The organism is Pseudomonas sp. GW821-FHT02H09 (assembly GCF_059421425.1).
Genome location: NZ_JBWKVA010000003.1, coordinates 211179 through 236659, shown reverse-complemented (window position 1 = coordinate 236659; position 25481 = coordinate 211179). Strand labels below are relative to the sequence as shown.

The 25481-nt window shown below is 58.8% G+C and carries 30 protein-coding genes; 18 read left to right on the top strand and 12 right to left on the bottom strand.

The features are described from left to right. The first annotated feature begins 14 nt into the window (after positions 1 to 14). The 7 genes from AC07VR_RS05610 to AC07VR_RS05580 all read left to right on the top strand — a co-directional run bounded on the left by AC07VR_RS05610 (position 15) and on the right by AC07VR_RS05580 (position 6574). On the top strand, positions 15 to 1682 hold the full coding sequence (locus AC07VR_RS05610) for an AMP-binding protein (RefSeq protein WP_495010664.1): 1668 nt from the start codon (positions 15 to 17) through the stop codon (positions 1680 to 1682). 30 nt (positions 1683 to 1712) lie between these two features. Beyond that, positions 1713 to 2156 carry a hotdog fold thioesterase gene (locus tag AC07VR_RS05605; RefSeq protein ID WP_495010663.1) on the top strand — a complete coding sequence of 148 codons (444 nt, stop codon included), beginning with the start codon at positions 1713 to 1715 and terminating at the stop codon, positions 2154 to 2156. Positions 2157 to 2267: 111 nt separating this feature from the next. Next, positions 2268 to 3074 (top strand): alpha/beta fold hydrolase, encoded by an 807-nt coding sequence (locus AC07VR_RS05600; protein ID WP_495010662.1) that lies wholly within the window; start codon positions 2268 to 2270, stop codon positions 3072 to 3074. Next, a complete protein-coding gene (locus AC07VR_RS05595) occupies positions 3071 to 3925 on the top strand; it encodes an alpha/beta hydrolase (RefSeq protein ID WP_495010661.1) in 855 nt (284 codons plus the stop codon). The genes AC07VR_RS05600 and AC07VR_RS05595 overlap by 4 nt, the downstream gene beginning before the upstream one ends. A gap of 50 nt (positions 3926 to 3975) precedes the next feature. Continuing rightward, positions 3976 to 4635, top strand: a complete 660-nt coding sequence (locus tag AC07VR_RS05590) for a glutathione S-transferase family protein (protein ID WP_494993884.1) — start codon at positions 3976 to 3978, stop codon at positions 4633 to 4635. Further along, positions 4632 to 5450, top strand: a complete 819-nt coding sequence (locus tag AC07VR_RS05585) for a DUF4892 domain-containing protein (RefSeq protein WP_494993883.1) — start codon at positions 4632 to 4634, stop codon at positions 5448 to 5450. Before AC07VR_RS05590 ends, AC07VR_RS05585 begins: the two co-directional genes overlap by 4 nt. 71 nt (positions 5451 to 5521) lie before the next feature. After that, positions 5522 to 6574 carry an AI-2E family transporter gene (locus tag AC07VR_RS05580; protein WP_495010660.1) on the top strand — a complete coding sequence of 351 codons (1053 nt, stop codon included), beginning with the start codon at positions 5522 to 5524 and terminating at the stop codon, positions 6572 to 6574. A 50-nt stretch (positions 6575 to 6624) separates the two neighbouring features. Here the strand turns inward: AC07VR_RS05580 and AC07VR_RS05575 are convergent, their stop codons facing one another. From AC07VR_RS05575 to AC07VR_RS05565, 3 genes are all read right to left on the bottom strand, one after another. Then, on the bottom strand, positions 6625 to 7113 hold the full coding sequence (locus tag AC07VR_RS05575) for a calcium-binding protein (RefSeq protein ID WP_495010659.1): 489 nt from the start codon (positions 7111 to 7113) through the stop codon (positions 6625 to 6627). Between the two features lie 274 nt (positions 7114 to 7387). Continuing rightward, positions 7388 to 8437 carry a sensor histidine kinase gene (locus AC07VR_RS05570; RefSeq protein ID WP_494993880.1) on the bottom strand — a complete coding sequence of 350 codons (1050 nt, stop codon included), beginning with the start codon at positions 8435 to 8437 and terminating at the stop codon, positions 7388 to 7390. After that, a complete protein-coding gene (locus AC07VR_RS05565; RefSeq protein WP_494993879.1) occupies positions 8437 to 9198 on the bottom strand; it encodes a response regulator in 762 nt (253 codons plus the stop codon). Before AC07VR_RS05565 ends, AC07VR_RS05570 begins: the two co-directional genes overlap by 1 nt. Positions 9199 to 9513: 315 nt before the next feature. On the opposite strand from AC07VR_RS05565, the gene pyrF reads away from it, so the two are divergent. After that, positions 9514 to 10212, top strand: coding sequence for an orotidine-5'-phosphate decarboxylase (gene pyrF, locus AC07VR_RS05560; protein WP_494993878.1), 699 nt, complete (start codon positions 9514 to 9516; stop codon positions 10210 to 10212). Positions 10213 to 10335: 123 nt separating this feature from the next. On the opposite strand, the gene AC07VR_RS05555 is transcribed toward pyrF, so the two are convergent. Beyond that, positions 10336 to 11343 carry an NADP-dependent oxidoreductase gene (locus tag AC07VR_RS05555; RefSeq protein WP_495010658.1) on the bottom strand — a complete coding sequence of 336 codons (1008 nt, stop codon included), beginning with the start codon at positions 11341 to 11343 and terminating at the stop codon, positions 10336 to 10338. A 233-nt stretch (positions 11344 to 11576) separates the two neighbouring features. Here AC07VR_RS05555 and AC07VR_RS05550 point away from each other — a divergent pair, with 233 nt between their 5' ends. Next, the gene (locus AC07VR_RS05550; protein WP_495010657.1) at positions 11577 to 12338 is read left to right on the top strand and encodes an SDR family oxidoreductase; all 762 of its coding nucleotides are present in this window, start codon (positions 11577 to 11579) and stop codon (positions 12336 to 12338) included. A 142-nt stretch (positions 12339 to 12480) separates the two neighbouring features. On the opposite strand, the gene AC07VR_RS05545 is transcribed toward AC07VR_RS05550, so the two are convergent. Both AC07VR_RS05545 and AC07VR_RS05540 read right to left on the bottom strand, forming a co-directional pair. Next, a complete protein-coding gene (locus AC07VR_RS05545) occupies positions 12481 to 13557 on the bottom strand; it encodes a 3-deoxy-7-phosphoheptulonate synthase (RefSeq protein WP_494993875.1) in 1077 nt (358 codons plus the stop codon). A 131-nt stretch (positions 13558 to 13688) separates the two neighbouring features. Further along, positions 13689 to 14132 carry a PilZ domain-containing protein gene (locus tag AC07VR_RS05540; protein WP_494993874.1) on the bottom strand — a complete coding sequence of 148 codons (444 nt, stop codon included), beginning with the start codon at positions 14130 to 14132 and terminating at the stop codon, positions 13689 to 13691. Between AC07VR_RS05540 and AC07VR_RS05535 the strand changes: the two genes are divergently transcribed. The 5 genes from AC07VR_RS05535 (at position 14131) to cysB (ending at position 18085) form a co-directional block, all read left to right on the top strand. Next, entirely contained in the window at positions 14131 to 14517 is a 387-nt protein-coding gene (locus AC07VR_RS05535) for a thioredoxin family protein (RefSeq protein WP_495010656.1), read from the top strand. The two genes, AC07VR_RS05540 and AC07VR_RS05535, sit on opposite strands and share 2 nt — an antisense overlap. Then, on the top strand, positions 14514 to 15476 hold the full coding sequence (locus AC07VR_RS05530; protein ID WP_495010655.1) for a putative 2-dehydropantoate 2-reductase: 963 nt from the start codon (positions 14514 to 14516) through the stop codon (positions 15474 to 15476). The genes AC07VR_RS05535 and AC07VR_RS05530 overlap by 4 nt, the downstream gene beginning before the upstream one ends. A gap of 23 nt (positions 15477 to 15499) precedes the next feature. After that, a complete protein-coding gene (locus AC07VR_RS05525; RefSeq protein WP_494993871.1) occupies positions 15500 to 16405 on the top strand; it encodes a 5'-nucleotidase in 906 nt (301 codons plus the stop codon). Between the two features lie 94 nt (positions 16406 to 16499). Then, the gene (locus AC07VR_RS05520; RefSeq protein WP_494993870.1) at positions 16500 to 17000 is read left to right on the top strand and encodes a universal stress protein; all 501 of its coding nucleotides are present in this window, start codon (positions 16500 to 16502) and stop codon (positions 16998 to 17000) included. 110 nt (positions 17001 to 17110) lie between these two features. Further along, positions 17111 to 18085, top strand: coding sequence for an HTH-type transcriptional regulator CysB (cysB, locus tag AC07VR_RS05515; protein ID WP_494993869.1), 975 nt, complete (start codon positions 17111 to 17113; stop codon positions 18083 to 18085). Between the two features lie 6 nt (positions 18086 to 18091). On the opposite strand, the gene AC07VR_RS05510 is transcribed toward cysB, so the two are convergent. Continuing rightward, positions 18092 to 18574, bottom strand: a complete 483-nt coding sequence (locus AC07VR_RS05510) for a GreA/GreB family elongation factor (protein WP_494993868.1) — start codon at positions 18572 to 18574, stop codon at positions 18092 to 18094. A gap of 2 nt (positions 18575 to 18576) precedes the next feature. Continuing rightward, positions 18577 to 18972 (bottom strand): hypothetical protein, encoded by a 396-nt coding sequence (locus AC07VR_RS05505; protein WP_494993867.1) that lies wholly within the window; start codon positions 18970 to 18972, stop codon positions 18577 to 18579. A gap of 188 nt (positions 18973 to 19160) precedes the next feature. Between AC07VR_RS05505 and earP the strand changes: the two genes are divergently transcribed. Together earP and AC07VR_RS05495 are read left to right on the top strand one after the other, a co-directional pair. After that, a complete protein-coding gene (gene earP, locus AC07VR_RS05500) occupies positions 19161 to 20294 on the top strand; it encodes an elongation factor P maturation arginine rhamnosyltransferase EarP (RefSeq protein WP_495010654.1) in 1134 nt (377 codons plus the stop codon). Between the two features lie 48 nt (positions 20295 to 20342). Beyond that, on the top strand, positions 20343 to 20912 hold the full coding sequence (locus AC07VR_RS05495) for an elongation factor P (protein ID WP_032626910.1): 570 nt from the start codon (positions 20343 to 20345) through the stop codon (positions 20910 to 20912). A 282-nt stretch (positions 20913 to 21194) separates the two neighbouring features. On the opposite strand, the gene AC07VR_RS05490 is transcribed toward AC07VR_RS05495, so the two are convergent. From AC07VR_RS05490 to AC07VR_RS05480, 3 genes are all read right to left on the bottom strand, one after another. Further along, on the bottom strand, positions 21195 to 21614 hold the full coding sequence (locus AC07VR_RS05490) for an organic hydroperoxide resistance protein (protein WP_495010653.1): 420 nt from the start codon (positions 21612 to 21614) through the stop codon (positions 21195 to 21197). A 338-nt stretch (positions 21615 to 21952) separates the two neighbouring features. Further along, on the bottom strand, positions 21953 to 22414 hold the full coding sequence (locus AC07VR_RS05485) for a MarR family winged helix-turn-helix transcriptional regulator (protein WP_494992468.1): 462 nt from the start codon (positions 22412 to 22414) through the stop codon (positions 21953 to 21955). 70 nt (positions 22415 to 22484) lie between these two features. Next, positions 22485 to 23441 (bottom strand): LysR family transcriptional regulator, encoded by a 957-nt coding sequence (locus AC07VR_RS05480; protein ID WP_495010736.1) that lies wholly within the window; start codon positions 23439 to 23441, stop codon positions 22485 to 22487. 108 nt (positions 23442 to 23549) lie between these two features. Here AC07VR_RS05480 and AC07VR_RS05475 point away from each other — a divergent pair, with 108 nt between their 5' ends. Continuing rightward, on the top strand, positions 23550 to 24299 hold the full coding sequence (locus AC07VR_RS05475; RefSeq protein ID WP_495010652.1) for a sulfite exporter TauE/SafE family protein: 750 nt from the start codon (positions 23550 to 23552) through the stop codon (positions 24297 to 24299). Here AC07VR_RS05475 and AC07VR_RS05470 read toward each other — a convergent pair. Further along, the gene (locus AC07VR_RS05470) at positions 24289 to 25170 is read right to left on the bottom strand and encodes a LysR substrate-binding domain-containing protein (protein WP_494992466.1); all 882 of its coding nucleotides are present in this window, start codon (positions 25168 to 25170) and stop codon (positions 24289 to 24291) included. The genes AC07VR_RS05475 and AC07VR_RS05470 overlap by 11 nt on opposite strands. A gap of 70 nt (positions 25171 to 25240) precedes the next feature. Here AC07VR_RS05470 and AC07VR_RS05465 point away from each other — a divergent pair, with 70 nt between their 5' ends. Then, positions 25241 to 25462, top strand: a complete 222-nt coding sequence (locus AC07VR_RS05465; protein ID WP_494992479.1) for a DUF1127 domain-containing protein — start codon at positions 25241 to 25243, stop codon at positions 25460 to 25462. Positions 25463 to 25481 lie beyond the last annotated feature (19 nt).

Below are 25481 nucleotides of genomic sequence, written 5' to 3'. Positions count from 1 at the left end.
AAGGGAGGGGGCGTATGTCTCGCACTTTTCGTTTGCCGCTGGAAGTGTTCTACGAGCGTGAAGCTCGTCATCCCCGCCAGCGTTTTCTGGTTCAGCCACTGGGTGGCGGGGAGGTCGAAACCCTGAGCTGGTCCGACGTCGGCCATCAGGCCCGCTGTGCAGCTCACTGGCTCCGTGCACGGGAGCTGCCGCCCGGCAGTCACGTCGCAATCATTTCAAAAAACTGCGCGCACTGGATCGTCGCCGACCTGGCGATCTGGATGGCCGGACATGTGTCCGTCCCGCTGTATCCCAACCTGACAGCCGACTCGGTGTCCCAGGTGCTCGAACATTCAGAGTCGGCGCTGGTGTTTATCGGCAAGCTGGATGACTGGCCGGGCATGGCGTCCGGGGTCAAGCCCGGAATGCCGACCGTCAGTCTGCCGCTATGTCCGCCAGGGGTGTTCGATTTCAGCTGGGCCGACTTGCAACGCAGTTCACCCATTCAGGACGACCCGTTGCCCACGGCCTCGCAATTGGCGACGATCATTTACACCTCTGGTACCACCGGCCTGCCCAAGGGTGTGATGCATAGCTTCGGTAATCTCGGTTTCGCCACCACCCACGGCACGCAACTGTTTGGTCTGGGGGCGTCGGATCGACTGCTGTCGTACTTGCCGCTGTGCCATGTGGCCGAACGAATGTTTGTCGAACTGGCGTCGATCTACACAGGGCAAACGGTATTTTTTGCCGAGAGCCTGGACACTTTCCTCACTGACCTGAAGCGCGCCCGGCCTACCGCGCTGTTCGGTGTGCCGCGGATCTGGACCAGGTTCCAGATGGGCGTGTACAGCAAAATGCCCGCCAAACGCCTGGATTTCCTGCTGGGCTTGCCGGTCATTGGCCGGTGGGTAGGACACAAAGTGCTTGTCGGGTTGGGGCTCGATGCCTTGCGCATTGCCTTGTCCGGTGCCGCGCCGGTGCCACAGACCTTGCTTGAGTGGTACCAACGGCTCGGTCTGGATGTGCTGGAGGTCTATGGCATGACCGAGAATTGCGGCTATTCCCACGTCGGTCGTGGAGGCTCGCACAAACCAGGCTGGATCGGTGGACCTTGTCCGGAAGTCGAGGTGCGTATCGATCCGTCGGGCGAAGTGCTGGTGCGTAGCGGGGCGACCATGCTCGGTTACTTCAAGGATCCGCAGAAAACCGCTGAAACCATCACCGAAGATGGTTTCCTGCGCACCGGCGACAAAGGCGAGGAGGACGCCGAAGGCAATCTTCGGCTGACCGGACGGATCAAGGAAATCTTCAAGACCAGCAAAGGCAAATATGTTGCGCCGGCACCGATCGAAAACCGTCTGGCGGTGCATTCACGAATCGAGCAGGTGTGTGTGGTTGGTGACGGTTTGAGCGCGCCGCTGGGGCTGTGTGTGCTGTCGGCGGTCGGCCTTCAAGATGCTGCCAGTGCGGCTCGCAGTGGTTTGCATTCCAGCCTGGAAGCCTTGCTTGAAGAGGTCAATGGCGTGCTCGATCAACACGAACGCTTGCGTCGGTTGGTGGTGGTAAAAGACAGTTGGGCGGTGGAAAACGGTTTCCTGACTCCAACCTTGAAAATCAAACGCAACGTGATCGAGACTGCCTATGGCGCGCGCTTCCAGGAGTGGAGCGAGCGTTGCGAAGCGGTGCTGTGGCAGGATTGACACGATATAAAACCCATAAAGGATGTAGCAATGAGTCTATGGCGTACCACTCCCAACATTGAACAACTGAACGCGATCCAGAAAAACACCATTGGCGAAGTACTGGATATCCGTTTCGAATCCTTTGATGAAGAGTCCCTGACTGCAAGCATGGTCATCGACCATCGCACCCATCAGCCCTATGGCTTGCTGCATGGCGGCGCCTCGGTGGTGCTGGCCGAAACGGTCGGCTCCATGGCCAGTTTCCTGTGTATCGATGCCAGCAAGTTCTATTGCGTGGGGCTTGAAATCAACGCCAATCACTTGCGCGGGTTGCGCAGCGGACGGGTGACAGCGGTAGCGCGAGCGATTCATATCGGCCGCACCACTCATGTCTGGGACATCCGCCTGATCAGCGATGAAGGCAAGGCCAGCTGCGTCTCCCGGCTGACCATGGCCGTGGTGCCGCTGGGTGAAACACCTCCAGCCCGCTGAAAAGCCCATAGCGTTGGCCTGAGTGTCACCATTCCTGGCAGTTACGGTCATTGCTGTTGAGCAGTGTCTTGCGGACAATCAATACCTGATTTCGTTTATGGATGCGCGGGTATGTCGCAGCAGGTGTTTTTTGCTCACGCCAATGGTTTCCCTTCGGCCACGTACGGCAAGTTGTTCGCTGCGCTGGCGCCGGAATATGACGTCGCGCATTTGCCGCAGCATGCCCATGACCCACGGTTCCCGGTGGACGATAACTGGCAGAATCTGGTGGATGAGCTGATTCATCACCTTGAGCAGCAGCCTGCGCCTGTGTGGGGTGTCGGGCATTCCTTCGGTGGCGTCCTGCATCTGCATGCGGCTTTGCGTTGCCCGCAGCTCTATCGCGGCGTAGTGATGCTTGATTCTCCAGTGCTGACCCGCGCTGATCAGTGGGTGATACGCGCAGCCAAGCGCTTCGGTTTTATCGACCGGCTGACCCCGGCCGGGCGAACCCTGGGACGGCGGGAAGAATTCGCTGATATGGAGTCCGCGCGGCACTACTTCGCCGGTAAAACCCTGTTTCGCGGCTTTGATCCGGAATGTTTCGACGCTTACCTGCAACATGGTCTGCACAAGGTCGGTGATCGTCTGCGCTTGAGTTTCGATCCGGCGACGGAAATCAGCATCTACCGTGGCGTCCCGCATACCAGTCCCGGCCGCGCACGGCAGTTGAAAGTGCCGCTGGCGGTGGTTCGCGGAAGCCAGAGCCGTGTGGTGATGCGCCATCACGCAAGCTCGGTGGGGCGGTTGCCTCACGGCGAGTCGCTGACCATGCCCGGCGGGCATATGTTCCCCCTTGAACGCCCACAGGACACCGCCACGCTGCTCAAGAGTCTGTTCAGTCGCTGGGAAGGCCGCAGTGAGCGGAGTTGCGCATGAAAACTCCTGTTGAAGAAGTTCGTCTGAGCCTGCCGCATATCGAGCTGGCAGCGCATCTGTTTGGCCCCGAGGACGGTGTGCCAGTGATCGCCTTGCATGGCTGGCTGGACAACGCCAACAGCTTCGCGCGCCTGGCGCCGAAGCTAAAGGGGTTGCGCATCGTTGCTCTGGATATGGCCGGGCACGGTCATTCCGGACATCGACCGCCGGGTGCCGGTTACGCGCTGTGGGACTACGTTTACGACGTGCTGCAAGTCGCCGAGCAACTTGGCTGGAAACGCTTTGCCTTGCTCGGGCACTCACTGGGGGCGATTGTTTCGCTGGTGCTGGCTGGCGCTTTACCTGAGCGTGTGACGCAGTTGGCGCTGATCGACGGAGTCATTCCTCCGACCGCCAAAGGCGAAAACGCCGCCGAACGCCTGGGTATGGCCCTACAGGCTCAACTGAATCTGCAAGACAAACGCAAACCGGTCTACAGCACGCTGGATCGCGCCATCGAAGCGCGAATGAAAGGCCTGGTCGCCGTCAGCCGCGAAGCTGCGGAGTTGCTGGCCCAGCGCGGACTCATGCCCGTGCCTGGGGGCTATACCTGGCGCAGCGACAGCCGTTTGACCCTGGCTTCGCCGCTACGTCTGACAGAAGAACAGGCAATGGCCTTCGTACAGCGCATCAGTTGCCCGACCCAACTGGTGATCGCCGAGGATGGCATGCTGGCCCAACATCCAGAATTGCTGGAGCGTCTACCCTTTAGCCGTGAACAGCTGCCCGGCGGCCATCATTTGCACCTGAATGATGAGCCCGGCGCCGCCCTTGTTGCAGACTGTTTCAATCGGTTCTTCGCCGTTCCTTGACTTGCAGCGGGCAACTGTCGAGGCTGGGCGGGTTGAAATGGGAGACAACCATGATAGATCTCTACACCGCTGCGACCCCGAATGGCCACAAGGTCTCTATCGTGCTCGAGGAACTCGGCATGCCCTACACGGTGCATGCCTTGAGTTTCGACAAAAAGGAGCAAAAGGCTCCAGACTTTCTCAAGATCAATCCCAATGGCCGGATTCCGGCGATTGTCGACCGTGCCAATGGCGATTTCGTCGTGTTTGAATCCGGTGCGATTCTTGTCTATCTGGCCGAACTGAGCGGGCAACTCATGCCCAAAGACCCCAAGGGGCGTTCGGTGGTCATGCAGTGGCTGATGTTCCAGATGGGGGGCATCGGCCCGATGCAAGGTCAGGCCAATGTGTTTTTCCGCTATTTCCCGGAAAAACTTCAAGGCGCCATCGACCGTTATCAACATGAAACCCGCCGTTTGTATGAAGTGCTCAACACCCGCCTGAACGCCGTCGAATTTCTGGCCGGTGATTACAGCATTGCCGATATCGCGACGTATCCGTGGGTCCGAGGGTATGAGTGGTCCGGTGTCTCGGTAGACGGCTTGCCGGCCTTGCAGCGCTGGATGGCAACCATGGAGGCCCGTCCTGCGGTGCAGCGCGGCTTGCAGGTGCCACCACGCATCGACGACGCCAGTGTCGTCAAGGGCGCCCAGGCCATGTTGATTCGATGAAAGTACCCATGCGTTTAATCCGTATTTTCGGTCTGTGCTGTTTCAGTCCTTTGTTGTTCGCCGCCGATGTGCCCGGGAGTCACGATTTGCCGTTGGTGCCGCGTTTGGCCGATGCGCAGATCGTCGACTACCGGCCAGCGGCAGACGTGGAGCGGATCTACCCATTGGGAGCGATCCGTAAAATCAGTGGTCAGCTGCGCTACGACGGCCAGGTCAGCGTTCGCGGGCAAGCCACCTCGGTGACCTACGAATTGCCGCCCGAGCATTCTTCAACCGAAGCCTTCACCGTAGCCCGTGAGGCCTTGCAGAAGCAGGGCGCCGAGTTGTTGTTCTGGTGCCAGGCCCGTGATTGCGGGGAAAGCAACCTGTGGGCCAACGAAGTCTTCCGCAACGCCAAGTTGTATGGCACCGACGATCAGCAGGCTTATCTGCTGTTGCGTCTGGCGGCGCCTCAGGACAACTCGCTGGTGGCGTTGTACAGCATCACCCGCGGCAATCGCCGGGCTTACCTGCATGTCGAGCAGTTTGACGCCAGCGCACCGCTTGGCGAGTTGATGCCGACTTCAGCAACTTTGTTGCGTCAGCTCAAGGATACCGGCGAGCTCGATTTTCCGAAGCTGAACGGTGAGCCGTTACCTGTCTGGTTGACCTTGCTGTCGCGCGGGCTGAACCTCGATACGACGATGCGGGTCAGTGTTTCCGGCCCTAACGCCGAGGCCTGGCGGCAGGCGCTGATCGGGCAGGGCGTGCGAGCGGCGCGAATGGAGACCGGCAGCGCGCGAGCGGCAGGTCTGCACGTCGAATTACTGCGTTAAGCTCCCGCAAGGCGGACGGCCCCAGGCTGTTCGCCTACTCTCTTATTCGTTCATCTTTCACGAGATCTTTCATGGTCAATAACGATCGCCTGCTGGTGCAGATCCTGCTCCTGGTGCTGTTCGGTGCCAGTTTCTGGGTGATGGCGCCGTTCTGGTCGGCAATGTTCTGGGGCGCGGTACTGGCGTTTGCCAGTTGGCCACTGATGCGCTTGCTAACCCGTTGGTTGAATGGCCGCGAATCCCTGGCCGCTGCTCTTTTGACCTCGGGCTGGATGTTGCTGGTGGCGGTTCCGCTGGTCTGGCTCGGCTTCAATCTGGCAGATCATGTGCGCGACGTCGTGGCGTTTATCAAAGATGTGCAGGTCGATGGTCTTCCTCAGGCGCCCACCTGGCTGGCGGCTGTCCCCCTTGTCGGCAGCCGGCTGGTAGGAATCTGGAACAGTATCGACCAACAGGGCGCGGCCATGATAGTCGCGGTCAAACCGTATCTGGGGCAGGTCGGCAACTGGTTGTTGGCACGCAGCGCGCAGATCGGGGGCGGGATTCTTGAGCTGACCTTGAGCATCGTCTTCGTGTTTTTCTTCTATCGAGACGGGCCGCGACTGGCGATGTTTGTCCATCGCTTGCTGGAACGGCTGATTGGTGATCGTGCCGGTTACTACATCGAACTGGTGGCTGGCACGGTGCAGCGGGTGGTCAACGGCGTTATCGGTACTGCCGCTGCACAGGCGATCCTGGCGTTGATCGGTTTCCTGATTGCCGGTGTGCCCGGTGCATTGGTGCTCGGCATTGCGACCTTCCTGCTCAGCCTGATACCCATGGGGCCGCCGCTGGTGTGGATTCCCGCTACCGCGTGGCTGGCCTGGAAAGGCGAGTACGGCATGGCGGTGTTCCTCGGGATCTGGGGGACGCTGATCATCAGTGGCGTGGACAACGTGCTCAAGCCGTACCTGATCAGCCGCGGCGGCACGCTGCCGCTGGTGATCGTGCTGCTCGGGGTGTTTGGCGGATTGATTGCGTTTGGTTTTATCGGCCTGTTCATCGGCCCGACCTTGCTGGCTGTGGCCTATAGCCTGTTGACGGATTGGAGTGTCAGTCAGGCGCGAGTGGACGACAAGCGCTGATGCTGATGTAGGAGCAGCCGGTCGACGCTCGACGCTACCTGGCTTTTGACTCACGTCGCGACGTTCAGGTTTGTACCGACGGTCGCCACGTTGTTCAGCTGATATTGTTTGCTCAGGTTGGCGATCATCTTGCTCAAGGCTTCAGCGATATTGGCCTTGTTACTCTGAGATCTGTTGTCCTGGCTGCGACCTGCTTGCAGCGCTGTCTTGAGCTCATCGCTGCTGATACCGCCGCTGTTGTCAGTGTCTAGTGCTTTGAGCAGCGCCGCGCTGCTGTCGGTGCTGCTGGAGGCGCTAGAGGTGCTGGAGCTGCTGTCACTGTCCAGCTTGCTGAAGTTTTTGGTCAGGCTGACCAGAACGCCGTTATCGCTTTTCTGCGAGAGGGCACTTTTCAGTTCGTCCTTATCGACCGAGCCGTCACAGTTGCTGTCGAGTTTGGCGAACAGCTCTTTCTGGAATTGCTGACTGCGGGCGCTGTTCGTCGCAGTGGTGCTGCTGGTGCTGGTATAGCTCGAATAGTTGCTGACGCTACCAATCATGGGCTCACTCCTTGCGTATGGATAAAACCGGTGGGTGCACCGGCTTATGCAGCCTCAAGGGGGAAGTTGTCGTGGGTATGTGAGTTTTGTACCGACAGGTATACAAGGCAGTACCTAGTGGCCTGTGTGGCTAGTTCTGTTAGTCAACTTCGGCGCCAGCAGCCCATATCCTGCGTTGCTGTTCCTCGCCATAGCGGGCTATGACTCGTCGCAGCGCCTTGGCTCTGGGCCGCCGGCATCCGAATTTGAGCTAACGAACTAGCCACACAGGCCACTAGACCCGAGGCAAGCGCACCACGGCGGTCAGACCGCCGCCCGGGGTTTCCTCCAGACCCAGGTGACCACCCAGTCGCTGCGCCGCCTCCCGAGCGATAGTCATGCCCAGGCCGACGCCGCCGGAGTTGCGGTTGCGAGAACCTTCCAGGCGATAGAACGGCTCGAACACCGCTTCCCGTTTGTCCGCAGCAATGCCCGGCCCATGGTCGATGACCTTGATAAGCACTTCTTCGCGGCTGTCCTGCAACGTGATTGCTGCGTGCCCGGCGTAGCGCAGGGCGTTATCCAGCAGGTTGTTCAGGCATGAGCGCAGGGCCATGGGTTGCACTTGCAGCGGTGCGCAATGGCCGCTGGCCTGGACGTCAGCACCCTGGTCCTGAGCGTTTTCGCTGAGGGATTCGACCAGCGCTTGCACATCCATCCATTGCGGGGCTTCGCTGGTGCGCTGCTCGTGCAGGTAACTGAGGGTGGCGTCGAGCATGCTGATCATGTCATCGAGATCCTGGCGCATCTGTCCTTGCAACTTGCTGTCGTCGATCTGTTCCAGACGCAGCTTGAGTCGCGATAGAGGCGTGCGCAGGTCGTGGGATACCGCGCCGAGCATGCGTGCCCGCTGCTGCACCTGTTCACGAATGCGCTTTTGCATCAGGTTGAAGGTATAGGCCGCCTGACGAGCTTCCTTCGGTCCGGACTCATCCAGCGGGGGACTGTTGAGGTCTTCGCTCAGTTGTTCCGCAGCGGCGCTCAGTCGCTGGATCGGTCGGGTCAGCAACTTGGCGCCGTACCAGGCGGCGATGATCAAGGAGATGAACTGGAACGTCAGCGGCACGATAGGGCCACCGAACCAGGGCCGTGGCGGCCTTGGCTCGAAGCGCTCGGGCATGGGCGGGCGCTGCTCGCCGAAAGTGGAACCTGGCGCTGATGGTCGTGGTGGCGGAGGAGGGCCGTAATGGTGAAACCAGAAGAACGCCAAAAGGTGAGCGAGCACGATCGCGATCAGCAGTACGCCAAACAGACGGCCGAATAGCGTATCGACGCGCAAACGCATCAGCCGATGTCTCTCGCGTCGAACAGATAACCTTCACCGCGAACGGTCTTGATCAGCTGCGGGGCTTTCGGGTCATCGCCGAGTTTTTGCCGCAGACGCGAGACCAGCAAATCGATGCTGCGATCAAACGCCTCGATGGAGCGACCACGGGCCGCATCCAGAAGCTGCTCGCGGCTGAGCACGCGCCGAGGACGTTCGATGAACACCCAGAGCAAACGGAACTCGGCGTTGGACAGTGGCACTACCAGACCATCGGCGGCAATCAACTGGCGCAGCACGCTGTTCAGACGCCAGTTGTCAAAACGGATATTGGCCCGTTGTTCGCTGCGATCATCGCGCACCCGGCGCAGGATGGTCTGGATCCGCGCCACCAGTTCCCGCGGTTCGAAGGGTTTGGCCATGTAGTCATCGGCGCCCAGCTCCAGGCCGATAATGCGGTCGGTAGGTTCGCAGCGGGCGGTCAGCATCAGAATCGGAATGTCTGACTCGGCACGTAGCCAGCGGCATAGCGACAGGCCATCCTCACCCGGCAACATCAGATCGAGCACCACCAGGTCGAAATGCTCTGCCTGGAGTGCCAGACGCATCGCGGCGCCATCGGTGACACCGCTGGCGTGAATATTGAAACGTGCCAGATAGTCGATCATCAATTCCCGGATCGGTACATCATCGTCGACGATCAGCGCGCGAATGTTCCAGCGTTTGTCGTCGCCAGGCGTTGCGGCTTTTTGATCGTCGTTGAAAGGAGCAGGGTTATTCATGCGTACGTTCGTCTGCCAGGTAGGCTGCCAACCACAAAGATGGGCCGCGAGGTTGTGGCTTCAGCATAGGCGTCCGGCTGTGAGGCTGGAAGTGCTGTAAGGGGATGTTGCGGCTGGGGAGGGTAGCCTCGGCGATTGTTGCAGGGATGTCGGGAATGTATCTGTTTAGACATAATTGCCGCTTACGCCGGATTGTATGGAGTTTATCCTGAGGCAAGCATCACCGCTGAGGATGATTTAGCGATCATCGGGTCCCGCTGTGGCGCTGGTTCCGCTACAATGCGCGCCGATTTCGACTTGCCTGAGAGCACACTCATGTCCGCCTGCCAGACTCCTATCATCGTCGCCCTGGATTTCCCCACCCGTGACGCCGCACTGAAGCTGGCCGATCAGTTGGACCCGAAACTGTGCCGGGTCAAAGTTGGCAAGGAACTGTTCACCAGCTGTGCCTCGGAGATTGTCGGGACCTTGCGTGACAAGGGCTTCGAAGTGTTCCTGGATTTGAAGTTCCACGACATCCCGAACACCACCGCCATGGCGGTCAAGGCTGCCGCAGAAATGGGCGTGTGGATGGTCAACGTCCATTGCTCCGGCGGTTTGCGCATGATGGCCGCCTGCCGCGAGGTGCTCGACCAGCGCAGCGGGCCCAAGCCGCTGTTGATCGGTGTGACCGTTCTGACCAGCATGGAACGCGAGGACCTGGCGGGAATCGGTCTGGATATCGAGCCTCAGGAGCAAGTGCTGCGTCTGGCGGCATTGGCGGAAAAAGCCGGGATGGACGGTCTGGTCTGTTCGGCGCTGGAAGCCCGGGCCTTGAAAACCGCGCATCCGTCCCTGCAATTGGTGACCCCGGGGATTCGCCCGGCGGGCAGTGCTCTGGACGATCAGCGTCGTATCCTCACGCCGCGTCAGGCGCTGGATGCCGGTTCCGACTACCTGGTGATCGGTCGTCCGATCAGCCAGGCGGCCGATCCGGCCAAGGCGCTGGCGGCGGTAGTCGCCGAGCTGGCCTGATGTGATCGTTCCCACGCTCTGCGTGGGAATACCTCACTGGACGCTCTGCGTCCGCTCTTGATGTGACGCGGAGCGTCACGGGCTGCATTCCCACGCTGGAGCGTGGGAACGATCACATCAGGCTCAAGACACCTTCAACACCAACTTGCCAAAATTCTCGCCGCTGAACAGTTTCATCAGCGTTTCCGGGAACGTCTCAAGTCCTTCGACGATATCTTCCTTGCTCTTGAGTTGCCCCTTGGCCATCCAGCCGGCCATTTCTTGTCCTGCGGCGGCGAACCGAGTGGCATAGTCCATCACCACAAAGCCTTCCATCCGCGCGCGGTTGACCAGTAATGACAGGTAGTTGGCCGGGCCCTTCACCGCTTCTTTGTTGTTGTACTGGCTGATGGCGCCGCAGATCACCACGCGGGCCTTCATGTTCAGGCAGCTGAGCACCGCATCGAGAATATCGCCGCCCACGTTATCGAAATACACATCGACACCTTTTGGACATTCGCGCTTTAGACCGGCGATGACGTCTTCGTTTTTGTAATCGATGGCGCCATCGAAGCCCAGCTCGTCGATAAGGAATTTGCACTTGTCCTGACCACCGGCGATGCCGATGACGCGGCAACCTTTGATTTTGGCAATTTGCCCGGCAATGCTGCCCACCGCACCTGCCGCGCCCGAAAGCACCACGGTGTCGCCGGCCTTGGGTGCGCCGACGTCCAGGAGGGCGAAGTACGCGGTCATCCCGGTCATGCCTAACGCTGACAAATAGCGTGGCAGCGGTGCCAGTTTCGGATCGACTTTGTAGAAGCCGCGAGGCTCGCCAAGGAAATAATCCTGCACACCCAAGGCACCGTTGACGTAGTCGCCGACGGCAAAGCCCGGGTTGTTCGAGGCCACGACCTTGCCAACACCCAGCGCACGCATCACTTCGCCAATGCCCACCGGCGCAATATAGGATTTGCCTTCGTTCATCCAGCCACGCATGGCCGGGTCCAGTGACAGATACTCGTTTTTGACCAGGATCTGACCTGTCGCCGGTTCGCCGACCGAAACTTGCTGATAGCTGAAGGTTTCACGAGTCGCCGCGCCCACCGGGCGTTTGGCGAGCAGGAATTGGCGATTGGTCTGGGCAGTCATGGCAGGCACTCAATGATCAATGGAGCATGATTGATAGACCCTCGCGGCTGATGTCGCAAGGTTTGCTGATGCAGCGAATACGCGTCAATCCAATCGGGTGATAGTTGATAGGGCATGGACATCACTGCAACTCATAAGGGCTTAACCGGCCTTCTGATAGTGCTGCCGCGTCCAATGGGGCTGTGGCTAGATTGCGAGAACGCGATCACCCGCATTCCATCGAGGACATAATAATGAGCATGACGTTTTCCGGCCAGGTAGCTTTGGTCACTGGCGCAGCGGCCGGTATTGGTCGCGCAACGGCCCGGGCGTTCGCCGCTGAAGGCTTGAAGGTGGTGGTCGCAGACCTGGATGTAGCGGGAGGCGAGGGTACGGTGGAACTCATTCGCGCCGCGGGTGGCAACGCGGTTTTCGTTCGCTGCAATGTCACGCTGGAAGCCGATGTGAAGGAGCTGATGGAGCAAGCGGTGAGTGCCTATGGTCGTGTCGACTACGCCTTCAACAATGCCGGGATCGAGATCGAAAAGGGCAAGCTTGCCGACGGCACCCTTGATGAGTTCGATGCCATCATGGGAGTCAACGTCAAGGGTGTCTGGCTGTGCATGAAATACCAATTGCCGTTGATGCTTGCCCAGGGCGGCGGCGCCATCGTCAATACCGCTTCGGTGGCGGGCCTCGGTGCTGCGCCGAAAATGAGCATCTATGCTGCGTCGAAACACGCGGTGATTGGCCTGACCAAGTCGGCGGCCATCGAATATGCGAAGAAGAAAATCCGCGTGAATGCCGTTTGCCCGGCAGTGATCGACACCGACATGTTCCGTCGTGCCTATGAGGCTGATCCAAAGAAAGCCGAATTCGCCGCCGCCATGCACCCGGTCGGTCGCATCGGCACCGTCGAAGAGATCGCCAGTGCCGTGCTCTATCTGTGCAGCGACGGCGCGGCCTTCACCACCGGTCACGCCTTGGCGGTGGATGGCGGGGCAACGGCTATCTGATGATTTGGTTCACCAGGCATAAAAAAATCCGGAATCTTTAACAGATTCCGGATTTTATGATTAGGGAATTGTGCGGCGAGTATCACACCCGATCGCGTTCCTGCGGGGGCAAGCCCCCTCACCACAATTGCCCGCCAGGTAATCAGCTGCGATCACGTTTGGGCAGTACGTCCTTGAGCTTGGCATGCATGCTGCGCAAGGTTTTTTCGGTACTGGCCCAGTCGATGCACGCGTCGGTAATGGAGACACCGTATTGCAGTTCGGCCAGGTCTTTCGGAATCGCCTGGCAGCCCCAGTTCAGGTGGCTTTCGACCATCAGACCGATGATCGACTGGTTGCCTTCGAGGATCTGATTGGCGACGTTCTCCATCACCAGCGGTTGCAGCGCCGGATCCTTGTTGGAGTTGGCGTGGCTGCAATCGACCATGATGTTCGGTTTGATTTTCGCCTTGTTCAGCGCTTGCTCGCATAGCGCTACGCTGACCGAATCATAGTTCGGCTTGCCATTGCCACCGCGTAGCACCACGTGCCCGTAGGCGTTGCCCTTGGTGGTGACGATCGACACGCCGCCTTCCTGGTTGATACCCAGGAAGCGGTGAGGGCTGGAAACCGACTGCAGCGCGTTGATCGCGACGGTCAGGCCACCGTCGGTGCCGTTCTTGAAGCCGACAGCCGAGGACAGGCCAGAGGCCATTTCACGGTGAGTCTGGGATTCGGTGGTCCGTGCGCCGATTGCCGACCAGCTGATCAGATCCTGCAAGTACTGCGGCGAGATCGGGTCAAGGGCTTCGGTTGCGGTAGGCAGGCCCATTTCAGCCAGATCCAGCAACAACTGACGACCGATGTGCAGTCCGTCCTGAATCTTGAACGAGTCATCCAGGTACGGATCGTTGATCAAGCCTTTCCAGCCAACAGTGGTACGCGGCTTCTCGAAATAGACCCGCATCACCAGATAAAGGGTGTCGGACACTTCGGCGGCGAGCACCTTGAGGCGCTCGGCATATTCGTGCGCAGCCTTGATGTCGTGGATCGAGCAAGGCCCGATGACAACGAACAGGCGGTGGTCTGTCCCATCGAGAATATTGCGAATCACCTCGCGGCCTTTGGTCACGGTGCGCAGGGCAACGTCGCTCAAAGGAATATCACGCTTGAGCTGATCGGGAGTGATCAGGGTCTCGTTGGAGGCGACGTTAAGGTCATTGATCGGTAAATCAGCCATCGTGTTACTCGTCAGGTCACGGGTGCCGGCCGCCAGCGATCCCCGCGCGGCGGAGCACAGCAGATTTAAGCGCGTCGGGGAGCCGAACCTTAGCGCGTTACGCGGTTGCTCGACAATGGGCAGGCGCGGGTTTAATCCTGTGTCGGCTGCATAAATGCCTGGCGGACGGTGTCATGGGAGAATTCGTCGGCATGTTGCTGGACCCATTCAAGGGCCAGTGCGTCGATGCTCTGCTGCTCGGTCTGGGGTTCGTGCAAGCGGCAGTAACGCTCCATTTGGCATACCTGTTCGCCCATGCGTGCGCAGAACAGCGTCTGTTCGTCGATAAAAGCGATCCCGACCAGGAATCCTCGCTTGCGTCTCAGGCACCAGGCCACATAGCCCAGGTAGCAGGCACTTTCGCCGAGGGTTGGCATGCGCACTTCCAGCGCCGTCCCGTGTCGCCAGGCGCGGTGGTAATTGCAAGCCACGCCGCCGAGGCTGATAGTGTGCAGCGTTTGGCGAGAAATACATTCGTGTTTACGCAAGGTTAACTCGACGGGAACATCATCAGGATGAGGTAGAAAACGTCTCATGAACGCGGACTCCAAGTCTCGGTTATTTGACATTGTTTCACCCAGTATAGTGGTCGAATTGGACCTGACCGATTTCGATTCCGATCAACGCTTATTGGCGATGAACGGTGTGTCGTTGGTGATATTCACCAGTGTCGGTTGCGCCAGTTGCCGTTGGGCCCGACAGCAACTGCCCGGGTTGGACCTGGCGGTCGATCGCCTGTGCTGGATCGATGCCGGAAACAATGGCGGAGTAGTCGAGCGTTATCAGGTATTTCATTTGCCGGCGCTGTTTGTGGTGCGTGACGGCGAGTTCTACGGCACCTTACAGTCGCGGTTGACGTGTAATGAACTCAATGAGGGCCTGCGTCAGGCGCTGAGTCGAATTCCAGAGGAGTTGCCATGATGGGGGCAGTTGTCCAGACGCCGCGTATCGGCATTATCGGGACCGGGGCGATTGGCGGTTTTTACGGGGTGATGCTGGCGCGTGCCGGGTTTGATGTGCACTTTCTGTTGCGCAGCGAATTTTGCGCGGTCGCCGGGCATGGTCTGAAACTCAACAGCGCTGTGCATGGCGCGATGACGCTGAATCCGGCCCAGGCTTATTCCTCGGCAGCAGACATGCCGCCCTGTGACTGGTTGCTGGTGGGCACGAAGACCACCAGCAACGCCGAGCTCGCGCCAGCGATCATCAAGGCTGCGGCTTCTGGTGCCAAAGTCCTGCTGTTGCAGAATGGTCTGGACGTCGAAGACAGCCTGCGCGAACTGTTGCCTGATTCGCTGCACTTGCTGGGCGGCTTGTGCTTTATCTGCGTCCACCGCGCAGCGCCTGGGGTAATTGAGCATCAGGCTCTGGGTGGGGTGAACATCGGTTATCACAGCGGGCCGGCACTGGTTGACGAACAGGCGCGCCAGGCGATCGTCGAAGAGGGCGCCGGGTTGTTTCGCAAGGCCGGTCTGGACTCTCAGGCCATGGCCAATCTGCAGCAGGCACGCTGGCAAAAACTGGTCTGGAATGTACCGTATAACGGTCTGTCAGTGCTTCTGGGCGCGAGCACAACGCCGCTGATGGCCGATGTCAGCAGTCGCGAGCTGATTCAGGCGTTGATGGCCGAGGTGGTGCAGGGCGCTCTGGCCTGCGGTCATACGATGCCGCCCGGTTATGCCGAGCAACTGTTCAAAGTGACGGAAAAAATGCCGGATTACTGGCCGAGCATGTACCACGATTATCTTTATAAACGTGCGCTGGAATTGTCGGCGATCTATGCCAGACCTCTGGCTGCCGCCAAGGCCGCAGGTTGTGAACTGCCGAAAATCGAAGCCTTGTACCAGGCATTGAGTTTTGTCGATCGGCGTAACAGCTGAGTCTGTCAGTCAGGAGACGCAATATGGTGAAGGGAATGGGCGACAAGCTGGTGGTGGCAATTTCCTCGCGGGCGCTGTTCGATTTAAGTGAGAGTCATAAGGTCTACCTGGCGCACGGCGTCGAAGCTTATCGCCAGTATCAGATCGAGCATGAGGAAGAGTTCCTCGAGCCGGGGGATGCGTTTCCACTGGTGAAAAAACTCCTGAGTCTCAATGTCAGTCTCGGCCGGGCCCGGGTCGAAGTGGTACTGGTTTCACGCAACAGTGCCGACACCGGTTTGCGGGTGTTCAACTCGATCCAGCATTACGGTCTGGATATTTCCCGTGCGGCTTTCGTCGGCGGGCGTAGTCCGTATCCCTATCTGGCGGCGTTCGGCTGCGATCTGTTTCTGTCGACCCACGCCGAGGATGTTCGCAGTGCGCTGGATGCGGGCTTCGCCGCCGCGACGATTCTCTCCGGCGGCGCTCGTCGAGCGGCCAGTGCTGAGCTGCGTATCGCCTTCGACGGCGACGCGGTGCTGTTTTCCGATGAGTCCGAGCGCGTATATCAATCGGGTGGCCTGGAAGCGTTTCAGGCCAGCGAGCGTGAGTCGGCTCGTGAGCCATTGCGCGGGGGGCCGTTCAAAGGCTTCCTGGCGGCACTCAATCTGTTGCAGCGAGAGTTTCCCGACGATGCCTGCCCGATTCGCACGGCATTGGTGACCGCGCGCTCGGCACCGGCTCATGAGCGGGTGATCCGCACATTGCGCGAGTGGGACATTCGTCTGGATGAGTCCTTGTTCCTTGGCGGTCTGGCGAAATCCGCGTTTCTTGAAGCTTTCGCCGCTGACGTATTTTTCGACGATCAGGCCGGTCATTGCGAGTTGGCCCGTGAGGTTGTCGCCACCGGTCACGTCCCCCACGGCATCAGCAATGAGCAAAAGGTTTAAGCCAAATGTTCAGGGTTTTGCGCCGGATGTCGTACTCGCCAAGGCACTGCTAAGCTGAATCAATCTCCGCCATGTTGGCAATCGAGGAGGTCATATGATTCGTTCGATGCTGTATGCCACTGACCTCGGTCTGTACGCACCTTATGTGATGCAGCATGCCCTGGAGCTGGCTCGAACATTCAATGCTGACTTGTATGTCGTTCACGCGGTTGAACCCATGGGATTATTCGCCGAATCGGTACTGCAGAGTTATCTCGATGAGCAGGCCTTGAACGAGCTGCACAGTCAGGGTTTGACTACCGTAATGGCCAACATCGAACGACGGGTGCTCGACAGCTTTCGCGAAGAGTTAGGGGAGGGGCAGCAGGACCTGGCGCTGATTCAATCGGTCAGAGTGTTTCAGGGTGACCCGTCACAGGTCATTCTCGATCAGGCTTCGAAACTCTCGGTGGATTTGCTGATCGTAGGTAGTCACAGCCATGGCGCCGGAGGGGAAGCGTCTTTGGGGAGGACCGCCGCGCGGGTTCTGCAATTGGCCCAGGTACCGGTGTATCTGGTGCCGCTGTTACAGCGTCGGCGGCATGGGGACGTCTGAGGCCGGATTCGCAGTTTTGATAAAAAGTTCTAGATTTATTCTTCAAACCATTAATATAGTTATATACCGTCGCTGATGCCCGTGGCGTCTAACTGCTTTGAGGGATACATATGAAGCTTCAACAATTGCGCTACATCTGGGAAGTGGCGCACCACGACCTCAACGTTTCCGCTACAGCCCAAAGTCTCTACACCTCACAACCGGGTATCAGCAAGCAGATCCGTCTGCTCGAGGACGAGTTGGGCGTCGAGGTTTTCGCACGCAGTGGCAAGCACTTGACGCGAGTCACCCCGGCCGGTGAGCGAATCATCACCACGGCTGGCGAGATCCTGCGCAAGGTCGAGAGCATCAAGCAAATCGCTCAGGAGTTCTCCAATGAGAAGAAAGGCACCCTGTCGATTGCTACCACTCACACCCAGGCACGTTATGCGTTGCCGCCGGTCATCAGCGGCTTCATCAAGCAATACCCGGATGTCGCCTTGCACATGCATCAGGGCTCGCCGATGCAGATCGCCGAAATGGCTGCCGACGGCACTGTGGATTTCGCCATCGCCACCGAAGCACTGGAGCTGTTCGGTGATCTGGTGATGATGCCGTGCTATCGCTGGAACCGTTGCGTGGTTGTTCCCCAGGGGCACCCGCTGACCAAGCTGCCGAAGCTGACCCTGGAAACCCTGGCTGAATACCCGATCGTGACCTACGTGTTCGGTTTCACCGGTCGTTCCAAACTCGACGAAGCCTTCAGCCATCGCGGCCTGACCCCGAAAGTGGTATTCACCGCAGCCGATGCCGACGTGATCAAGACTTATGTGCGCCTCGGTCTGGGCGTGGGTATCGTCGCCAAAATGGCGGTCGACACCAAGCTCGACAACGACCTGGTCGTGCTCGATGCCAGCGAACTGTTCGAGTCCAGCGTGACCAAGATCGGTTTCCGCCGTGGCACGTTCCTGCGTGGTTTCATGTGCGACTTCATCGAGAAGTTCGCCCCGCACCTGACGCGCGAAGTCATGGCCAAGGCCATCCAGTGCCACAACAAGCAGGAACTGGAAGAACTGTTCGACGGCGTCGAGCTACCGGTTCACTAAGGCGACTCATTTCACCTCGGTAACAGCAAACTGTTGCCGGGTTCCCGCCACGTTGATTTCGACCTCGTCACCCTCGAATTTTCCCAGCAGGCTTTTGCCCAGTGGCGAGCGCGGGGTGATGACGGTAATCAGTTGCCCCACCAGATAAACCTTCAATCCGGCCGCATCTGGTCCCAAAAACAGCCATTGCTGATTACCGTTGTCGTCTTCAAGCCCCAGCAGCGTGCCAATCTGGATGCCGTGTTGCTCGTCATAGGGACGCAGGATCAGGTTTTGGCAAAGCACCAGTGCCTGCCTGATTTCTTCCACACGCCTGGCCTGACCGGCAGCCAGATAGGAGGCTTCCAGGCCTAGCGTGTCGTATTTGTTTTCGGCGATGTTTTCTTCGTGGGTCGCGGTTTCATAGGCAGTTTGCGCGGCGCGTTGGGCGATATCGAGATCGACCTTGAGCTTTTCGAGGATCAGGCTGTGGACGGCGTGTTTATTCATGGTCAATCACAGAATTGCAGGACGTTCGCCCGGCTCTTGTCGCTGGGGGCCGTCTGGTCTTGTTGCAGCCAGAACTGGCATTTAGGGTTGGACTGAATGCGCAGGTTGCTGCGGGCATTGTCCAGGCCTTGTTGTTGTTCGTTCTTGCTCAGGTTGTCCTGGTATTGCTCGAACATTCGATTCGGCTCCGCCGGTTCGGTAACGGGTGGTTTGGCGAGGTGCTGAACGGCCTCGGCTACAGGCGCAAGTTGCTGACTGAACACAAAGCGTGAAGCCAGCCAGCAGGTCAATGCGATAGCCATGAAACCCAGCCACAGACCCAAGGCAATGCTGCCGGTCAGCTGCAGTGGATTAATGCTGACGTGCATTGGACGATGCGGACGTGGACGATAGGGCATGGCGGCTTCCTGGCAGGCGCTGTTGATCGGGCAGGGGGGATGATTGTCGCACACCCCCAGAGCCTGTTGACGGTTGGTGGCGAGCCGCCATCAAGCGTCAACAGGCCCTGGAAGATTAATCGGCTGCACCCCTTCTGCGCGGAACGATTTATGCGGACAATCGGCGCTTTTGCCAAACGGAGCCCGGAATGAAAGTCACCTGGGATATTTTCTGCAGTGTCGTCGATAACTACGGCGACATCGGCGTGACGTGGCGCCTGGCCCGGCAATTAGTGGCTGAGCATCAATGCTCGGTGCGGCTGTGGGTCGATGATCTGCGGGCTTTCGAGCGCATTTGTCCGCAACTCGACATCAATGCCCCTCAGCAGTGGCAGCAGGGTGTCCAGGTGTGCCAGTGGTCCGCCGTATGGCAATCGACGGCCGCCGCCGATGTGGTGATCGCCGCATTTGCCTGTCAATTGCCGACTGCGTACATGGACGCAATGACTGCGCGGGAGAAAACCCCGCTGTGGATCAACCTTGACTACTTGAGTGCCGAGGACTGGATTGTCGGTTGTCATGGCTTGCCATCGGTGAAGTACAAGCATGTGCAGAAGTATTTCTTCTTTCCGGGGTTTCAGACCGGTACGGGCGGCTTGCTGCGTGAGGCTGGGTTGCTCGAGCAGCGTCGCCAGTTTCAGAAAAATGCTCAGGCCCAGCGAGATTTCTTGCAGGCGCTCGGCGTTGCTCCGGTAGCGGGCGCGCGGCTGATCTCGTTGTTCGCCTATGAAAATGCGGGACTGGCCAGTTGGCTCGACGTCATGGCTGCTGACTCACAACCGACTCATCTGCTGGTGCCCGAGGGACGGATTCTCGGTGACGTTGAGCGGTGGCTGGGTGTCGAGGGGTTGTCGGCTGGCGCGGTACAAGTACGCGATTGCTTGACGGTGCAGGTGCTGCCGTTCGTCCGGCAGGAAGAATACGACCGCCTGTTGTGGTGCTGTGATTTCAATGCCGTACGCGGCGAGGACTCTTTCGTGCGCGCCCAGTGGGCTGGGCGGCCAATGCTCTGGCACATTTATCGGCAGGAAGAAGACATTCATCTGGACAAGCTCGACGCCTTCCTCGAGCTGTATACACTAGGCCTGTCGCCGGCCGCCAAGGCCGCCGTGAATGATCTGTGGCAGGCCTGGAACGCAGGAGCGGAAATGGCCGAAAGCTGGAAAAACCTGCTTGAGCACTGGCCGGAAGTGGCCAGTCATTCCGAAAAATGGTGTCTGGAACAGGCCTTGCAAGCGGATCTTGCTGCGGCGCTGGTGCAGTTTTACCTAAATTGGATATGATACGCGGCCTAGATTTTTGTAAACCCCATCCAAATTCGGATATTCGTAATGAAAACTGGTAAAGAACTGAAACCCGGTACGGTGATCCGTCTCGAAAACGACCCTTGGCTGGTTCAGAAAGCTGAATTCACCAAGTCCGGTCGTAACAGCGCGATCATGAAGACCAAGCTGAAAAACCTGCTGACCGGTTACAAGACCGAGATCGTTTACAGCGCCGATGACAAACTGGACGACGTAATCCTCGACCGCAAAGAAGCGACTCTGTCGTTCATCAGCGGCGACACCTACACGTTCATGGACACCACTGACTACACCATGTACGAGCTGAACGCCGAAGACATCGAAGCTGTTCTGCCATTCGTCGAAGAAGGCATGACCGATGTTTGTGAAGCGATCTTCTTCGAAGAGCGTCTGGTTTCCGTAGAGCTGCCGACCACTATCGTGCGTGTAGTCGACTACACCGAAGGTTCCGCTCGTGGCGACACTTCCGGCAAGGTCATGAAGCCTGCCAAGCTGAGCAACGGTACTGAGCTGCAAGTTGCTGACTTCATCGAAATCGGTGACAGAATCGAGATCGATACCCGCGAAGGCGGTTCTTACAAAGGCCGCGCTAAATAAGCGCAGTTTTTGCAGGAAAGAAAAAGCCCGACCATTGAGTCGGGCTTTTTTGTGCGCGTTGCTACTTGATCGTTCCCACGCTCCCGCGTGGGAATGCATCCGGTGACGCTCTGCGTCACCTCTACAGCGGACGCAGAGCGTCCGGGGCGGCATTCCCACGCAGAGCGTGGGAACGATCAAGACCATGAACGTCGCGTAAGGCGAGTTCAGCGTCATCGAGCGTTAGGGTGAAACAGGTGTAAACCTATTTCAGGACTAGACACGTCTGTTGGGTGCGAGCACTCAGACAGTGACGTGCAAGCGCACATCGACGTTACCGCGAGTGGCGTTGGAGTAAGGGCAGACCTGGTGTGCGGCGTCGACCAGGGTTTGTGCGTCAGCTTGCTCCAGGCCGGGCAGGTTGATGTGCAGGTCTATGTCCAGTCCGAAGCCACCCGGAATCTGGCCAATGCCGACATGGGCGGTGATCGAGGCGTCGTCGGGGATTTTGCGTTTGCTCTGGCTGGCAACGAATTTCAGTGCGCCGATGAAGCAGGCGGAGTAACCGGCAGCGAACAGCTGCTCAGGGTTGGTTGCCTCGCCGCCGGCTCCCCCAAGTTCTTTCGGGGTGGAGAGCTTGACGTCGAGGATGTTGTCGCTGGAAACAGCACGGCCATCACGGCCACCGGTAGCAGTTGCAACAGCGGTGTAGAGAGTTTGCATGGTGTAAGCCTCTTTTTTGATGGCTGTATGCGCTAAATGTTTGCGCGCTAAGTAAGTGCGAGATAAATGTAGCTCGCAAATAGTTAGCGCGCAATATAATTTTTATGCAAGCAACGTTCAGTGCGCAGAAGCTGAAGGATGACTGTCGGCGTGAGGCTTGGTTTAGAGCGCTTGAGTAGCGCTCAGAAAATTTTCGTCGTGATGAATTTTGTTTGGCTGGGAGGGCGCCTTCGCGGCCAGCTCCTGATGCCAGTAAGCTTAAGGAATTTCAGGCTCAACGCATTCCACCGCAGGTTCGCGTTAGTCGCGGGGGGAGTGACAAAAGCGCGGGTGAGCGCTTACAGGCTGTCTTGCAAATGACTGCGCAAAGCCAGCAAATCGGCCTGCAACTTGCGTATCTGGTCCAGGGTCTGGCCGCTCGCGCCAAGGATGCATTGTGGAATATCCCGCGCCTTGTCCCGCAGGGCGTGGCCTTGCGCAGTCAATTCAACGATCACCACGCGCTCGTCTTCACGGCTGCGGGTGCGGCTTAACAAACCTTCGGCTTCGAGGCGTTTGAGCAGAGGTGTCAGTGACCCCGGGTCCGTCAGCAAGCGGGTGCTGATCTCGCCTACGGTCAATCCGTCGCGTTCCCACAGCACCATCATCGCCAGGTATTGCGGATAGGTCAGACCTAAAGCTTGCAACAGCGGCTTGTAGACCTTGGTCATCAACAGCGATGTGGAGTGCAGGGCGAAACATAGCTGGTTGTCGAGCAGCAGTTGGTCGCAGTTATCGGGGGTGGAGCTAACGCTAGTCATTTTGAGGCCTTGATCGTTACTCGCCCTGAATCTAGCGGGTGAATCTTTAATGCGCTAGATAATTTTTGGGTCAGCGCCAACCGAGGTCGCTTTGCAGTGCCAGATCCCAAGGCGGGATCGGGCTGAACCGGCCCTTGAGGTACTCCAGCAACAACCGACTGCGGGAGTTGGCTTGCTGTTCCAGACGCAAGGCATAAATACCGGTGGTTTCCGGTTTGGGCAGCCCACTTTCGCAAAACAGTGGTAGTAACTCACCGCGCAGCAGGTGCTCACTGATCAGCCAGGTCGGCAGGTGGGCAATGCCCAGCCCTGCAAGCGCGCCGAAGAGCAGCGCTTCGGCATTATTGGCACTCATGCGCATGCGCTGCGGGCGGTGCTGTTGCAGTTGCCCGTCCAGCTCGAAACGCCAGGCGAAAGGGGGCGCCAGACCATCCCAGTCGAGGCCATCGTGCTCGCTCAGTTCCTTGGGATGAATCGGCGCGCCGCGGCGTTTCAGGTAGGCAGGGCTGGCGCAGGCAATCCGCACCATGCTGGCCAAGGGCGTGGCGACCAATCGGGTATCGGCCATTTGCCCGGCCCGCAGCACCAGATCGACTTTGCCCAGGTTCGAACCCTGCATATCGACAAAGCTGTCGATCAGGTGCAGCTGAACATCCAGCCCCGGATAGACCACCAGGAAGTCGGCAATCACCGGCGCCAGGTGGCGTCGGCCAAAAGCGGCCGGGGCGTCCACGCGAATCAGTCCTTCCGGGGCATTGCTCAGGGAGACGGCTTCGGCCCGGGCCAGACGTATTTCGGCGACTATACGTCGTGCTCGCTCGGCAAATGCCAGGCCAGCCGGTGTCGCGCGCACGGCATGGGTGCTACGGGTGAACAGTTGGCTGCCGACTGCACTCTCAAGGCTGTCGATGCGCCGGGCTACCGCCGATGGCGTCAACGGATGGCGACGCGAGGCGGCAGAGAAGCTGCCGGTTTCCAGTACATCGAGAAACAGGCCGAGCTGATCGGTGAGGATATTGGGGTTCATGCCTGGGGTTTGCTTGTGCGGATTGGGCATAGCCATTGTGCGTTTCTGTGCGTTTCCACGCCAGTACAGACTGCGTAGCATGCAAAGCCAGACGTGAGGGGATCGCCTGTGATTGAGTTAGTGATGTATCTGGCATTTGGCGCAGCCTTGGGTACCGTGGGCGGTTTGTTCGGTATCGGCGGCGGCTTGATCGCGATTCCGGTGCTCGGTGTTTTGTTCGGTCTGGATCAGCAAATTGCTCAAGGCACGGCGTTGGTCATGGTGGTGCCGAACGTGATGTTGGCTTTGTGGCGCTATCACCAGCGCAATCGCATTGAGCTGCGCCACGCGTTGCCCCTGGCCTTGATGGGCTTTTGCTTCGCCTGGCTGGGTTCAATCTGGGCAGTGGGCATCGATGCGCGAGTGATGCGTATTGGCTTCGTCGCGTTTCTGATCGCCTTGTCAGTCTACAACCTTGCGCGAGTGTTCATGGCCAGCGCCCCGGTCTCGGCGCAGATGCGTTACTCGTGGCCCTGGCTGGGCGTGTTGGGCGCAGCATCCGGGACCATGGGTGGATTGTTTGGTGTCGGCGGGGCAGTGGTCGCCACACCGGTGCTGACCAGCCTGTTCGGCACCAGCCAGGTCATTGCCCAAGGCTTGTCCCTGGCCTTGGCCTTGCCGAGTACCGGCGTCACGTTGGTGACCTACGCGCTCCATCACCAGGTGAGCTGGATGATTGGTTTGCCCTTGGCGGCCGGCGGTTTGTTGAGCATCAGTTGGGGGGTGAAAATTGCCCACGCCATGCCGGAGCGACTCTTGCGCGGGCTGTTTTGCGGCTTCCTGGTGTTCTGTGCGGTGATGCTCACGTTTAAAGTTTGAAGCCTTCGACGATGTGCTCGGCCAGGCACTCGGTGATGGGCGACGGTGCGTTCAGGTTGCGCACCAGCATGATGCTGGCTTCAGGCAAGAGCGGCAGTTCTTCGGCATCACCGAGGATGCGCATATCCGAGGTGATCAGGCTCTCCAGTTGCGCGGTGACCGCCAGGCCGGCGCTGACCACCGCCATGAGCGCCGAGAGGCTGGAACTGTTATAGGCGATGCGATAGTCGCGCCCGGCAGCATCCAGGGCGTTGCAGGCCCAAATCCGGCAGAAACAATCGCTGTTGAACATCGCCAGCGGCAGCGGCGTTTGTTCGTGGGGGCTGAAGCATTGTGCCTCGGCCCAGACAAAACGCTCCTTGCGCAGCAACTGGCCAATCTCGCTGCCCGGTTCGCGGGTGACGATGGACAGGTCCAGGTCCTGGCGTTGCAGAAGTTGTTTTGATGACTCGCAATGCACTTCGATCTGGATCAAGGGATAGGCTTGCGCGAAGCGCGACAAAATCCCCGGCAAAAAGCGCATCACATAGTCATCGGGCGTACCAATGCGCACGGTGCCGACCATGTGCGGTTCGCGCAGCGTATTGAACACTTCACTGTGCAGTTTCAGGATGCGCCGGGCGTAACCGAGCAGCACCTGACCCTCGGCGGTCAGCCGTACCTGGCGCCCATCACGCTGAAACAGCTGGCGTTGCAGGACGTCTTCTTCAAGACGCTTCATCTGCATGCTCACCGCCGATTGGGTGCGATTGACCAATTCACCGGCGCGGGTAAAGCCACCTTGGTCGGCGATCGCGACGAAGGTGCGCAGGACTTCGGTGTCGATGCTTGGGTAGTTGGCCAATTGATCAATCTCTGAGATGTATTGCATAAGAAACATTCGTTGGATTGATCTTAGCTCCAGGACGAGACTTTAGTCATCCCCACTGGAGGGCAACATGATGAAAGGTCAAAAAGGTTATCTACTGGTCGAAAAATTTTCATTCCATGGTTTCTCCCTGCGTCCTTTGATGGAGAAAATCGCCCGCTGGCATCAGCTCAATCGTGAGCGTGCGTTGCTGGCGAGGATGAGCGACGAGGCGTTGAAGGATATCGGGATCAGTCGGGCCGATGTCGAGCAGGAAGCCGTACGCCCATTCTGGGACGACCCGATGCGCAAATGATTATCGGACAACTACACAA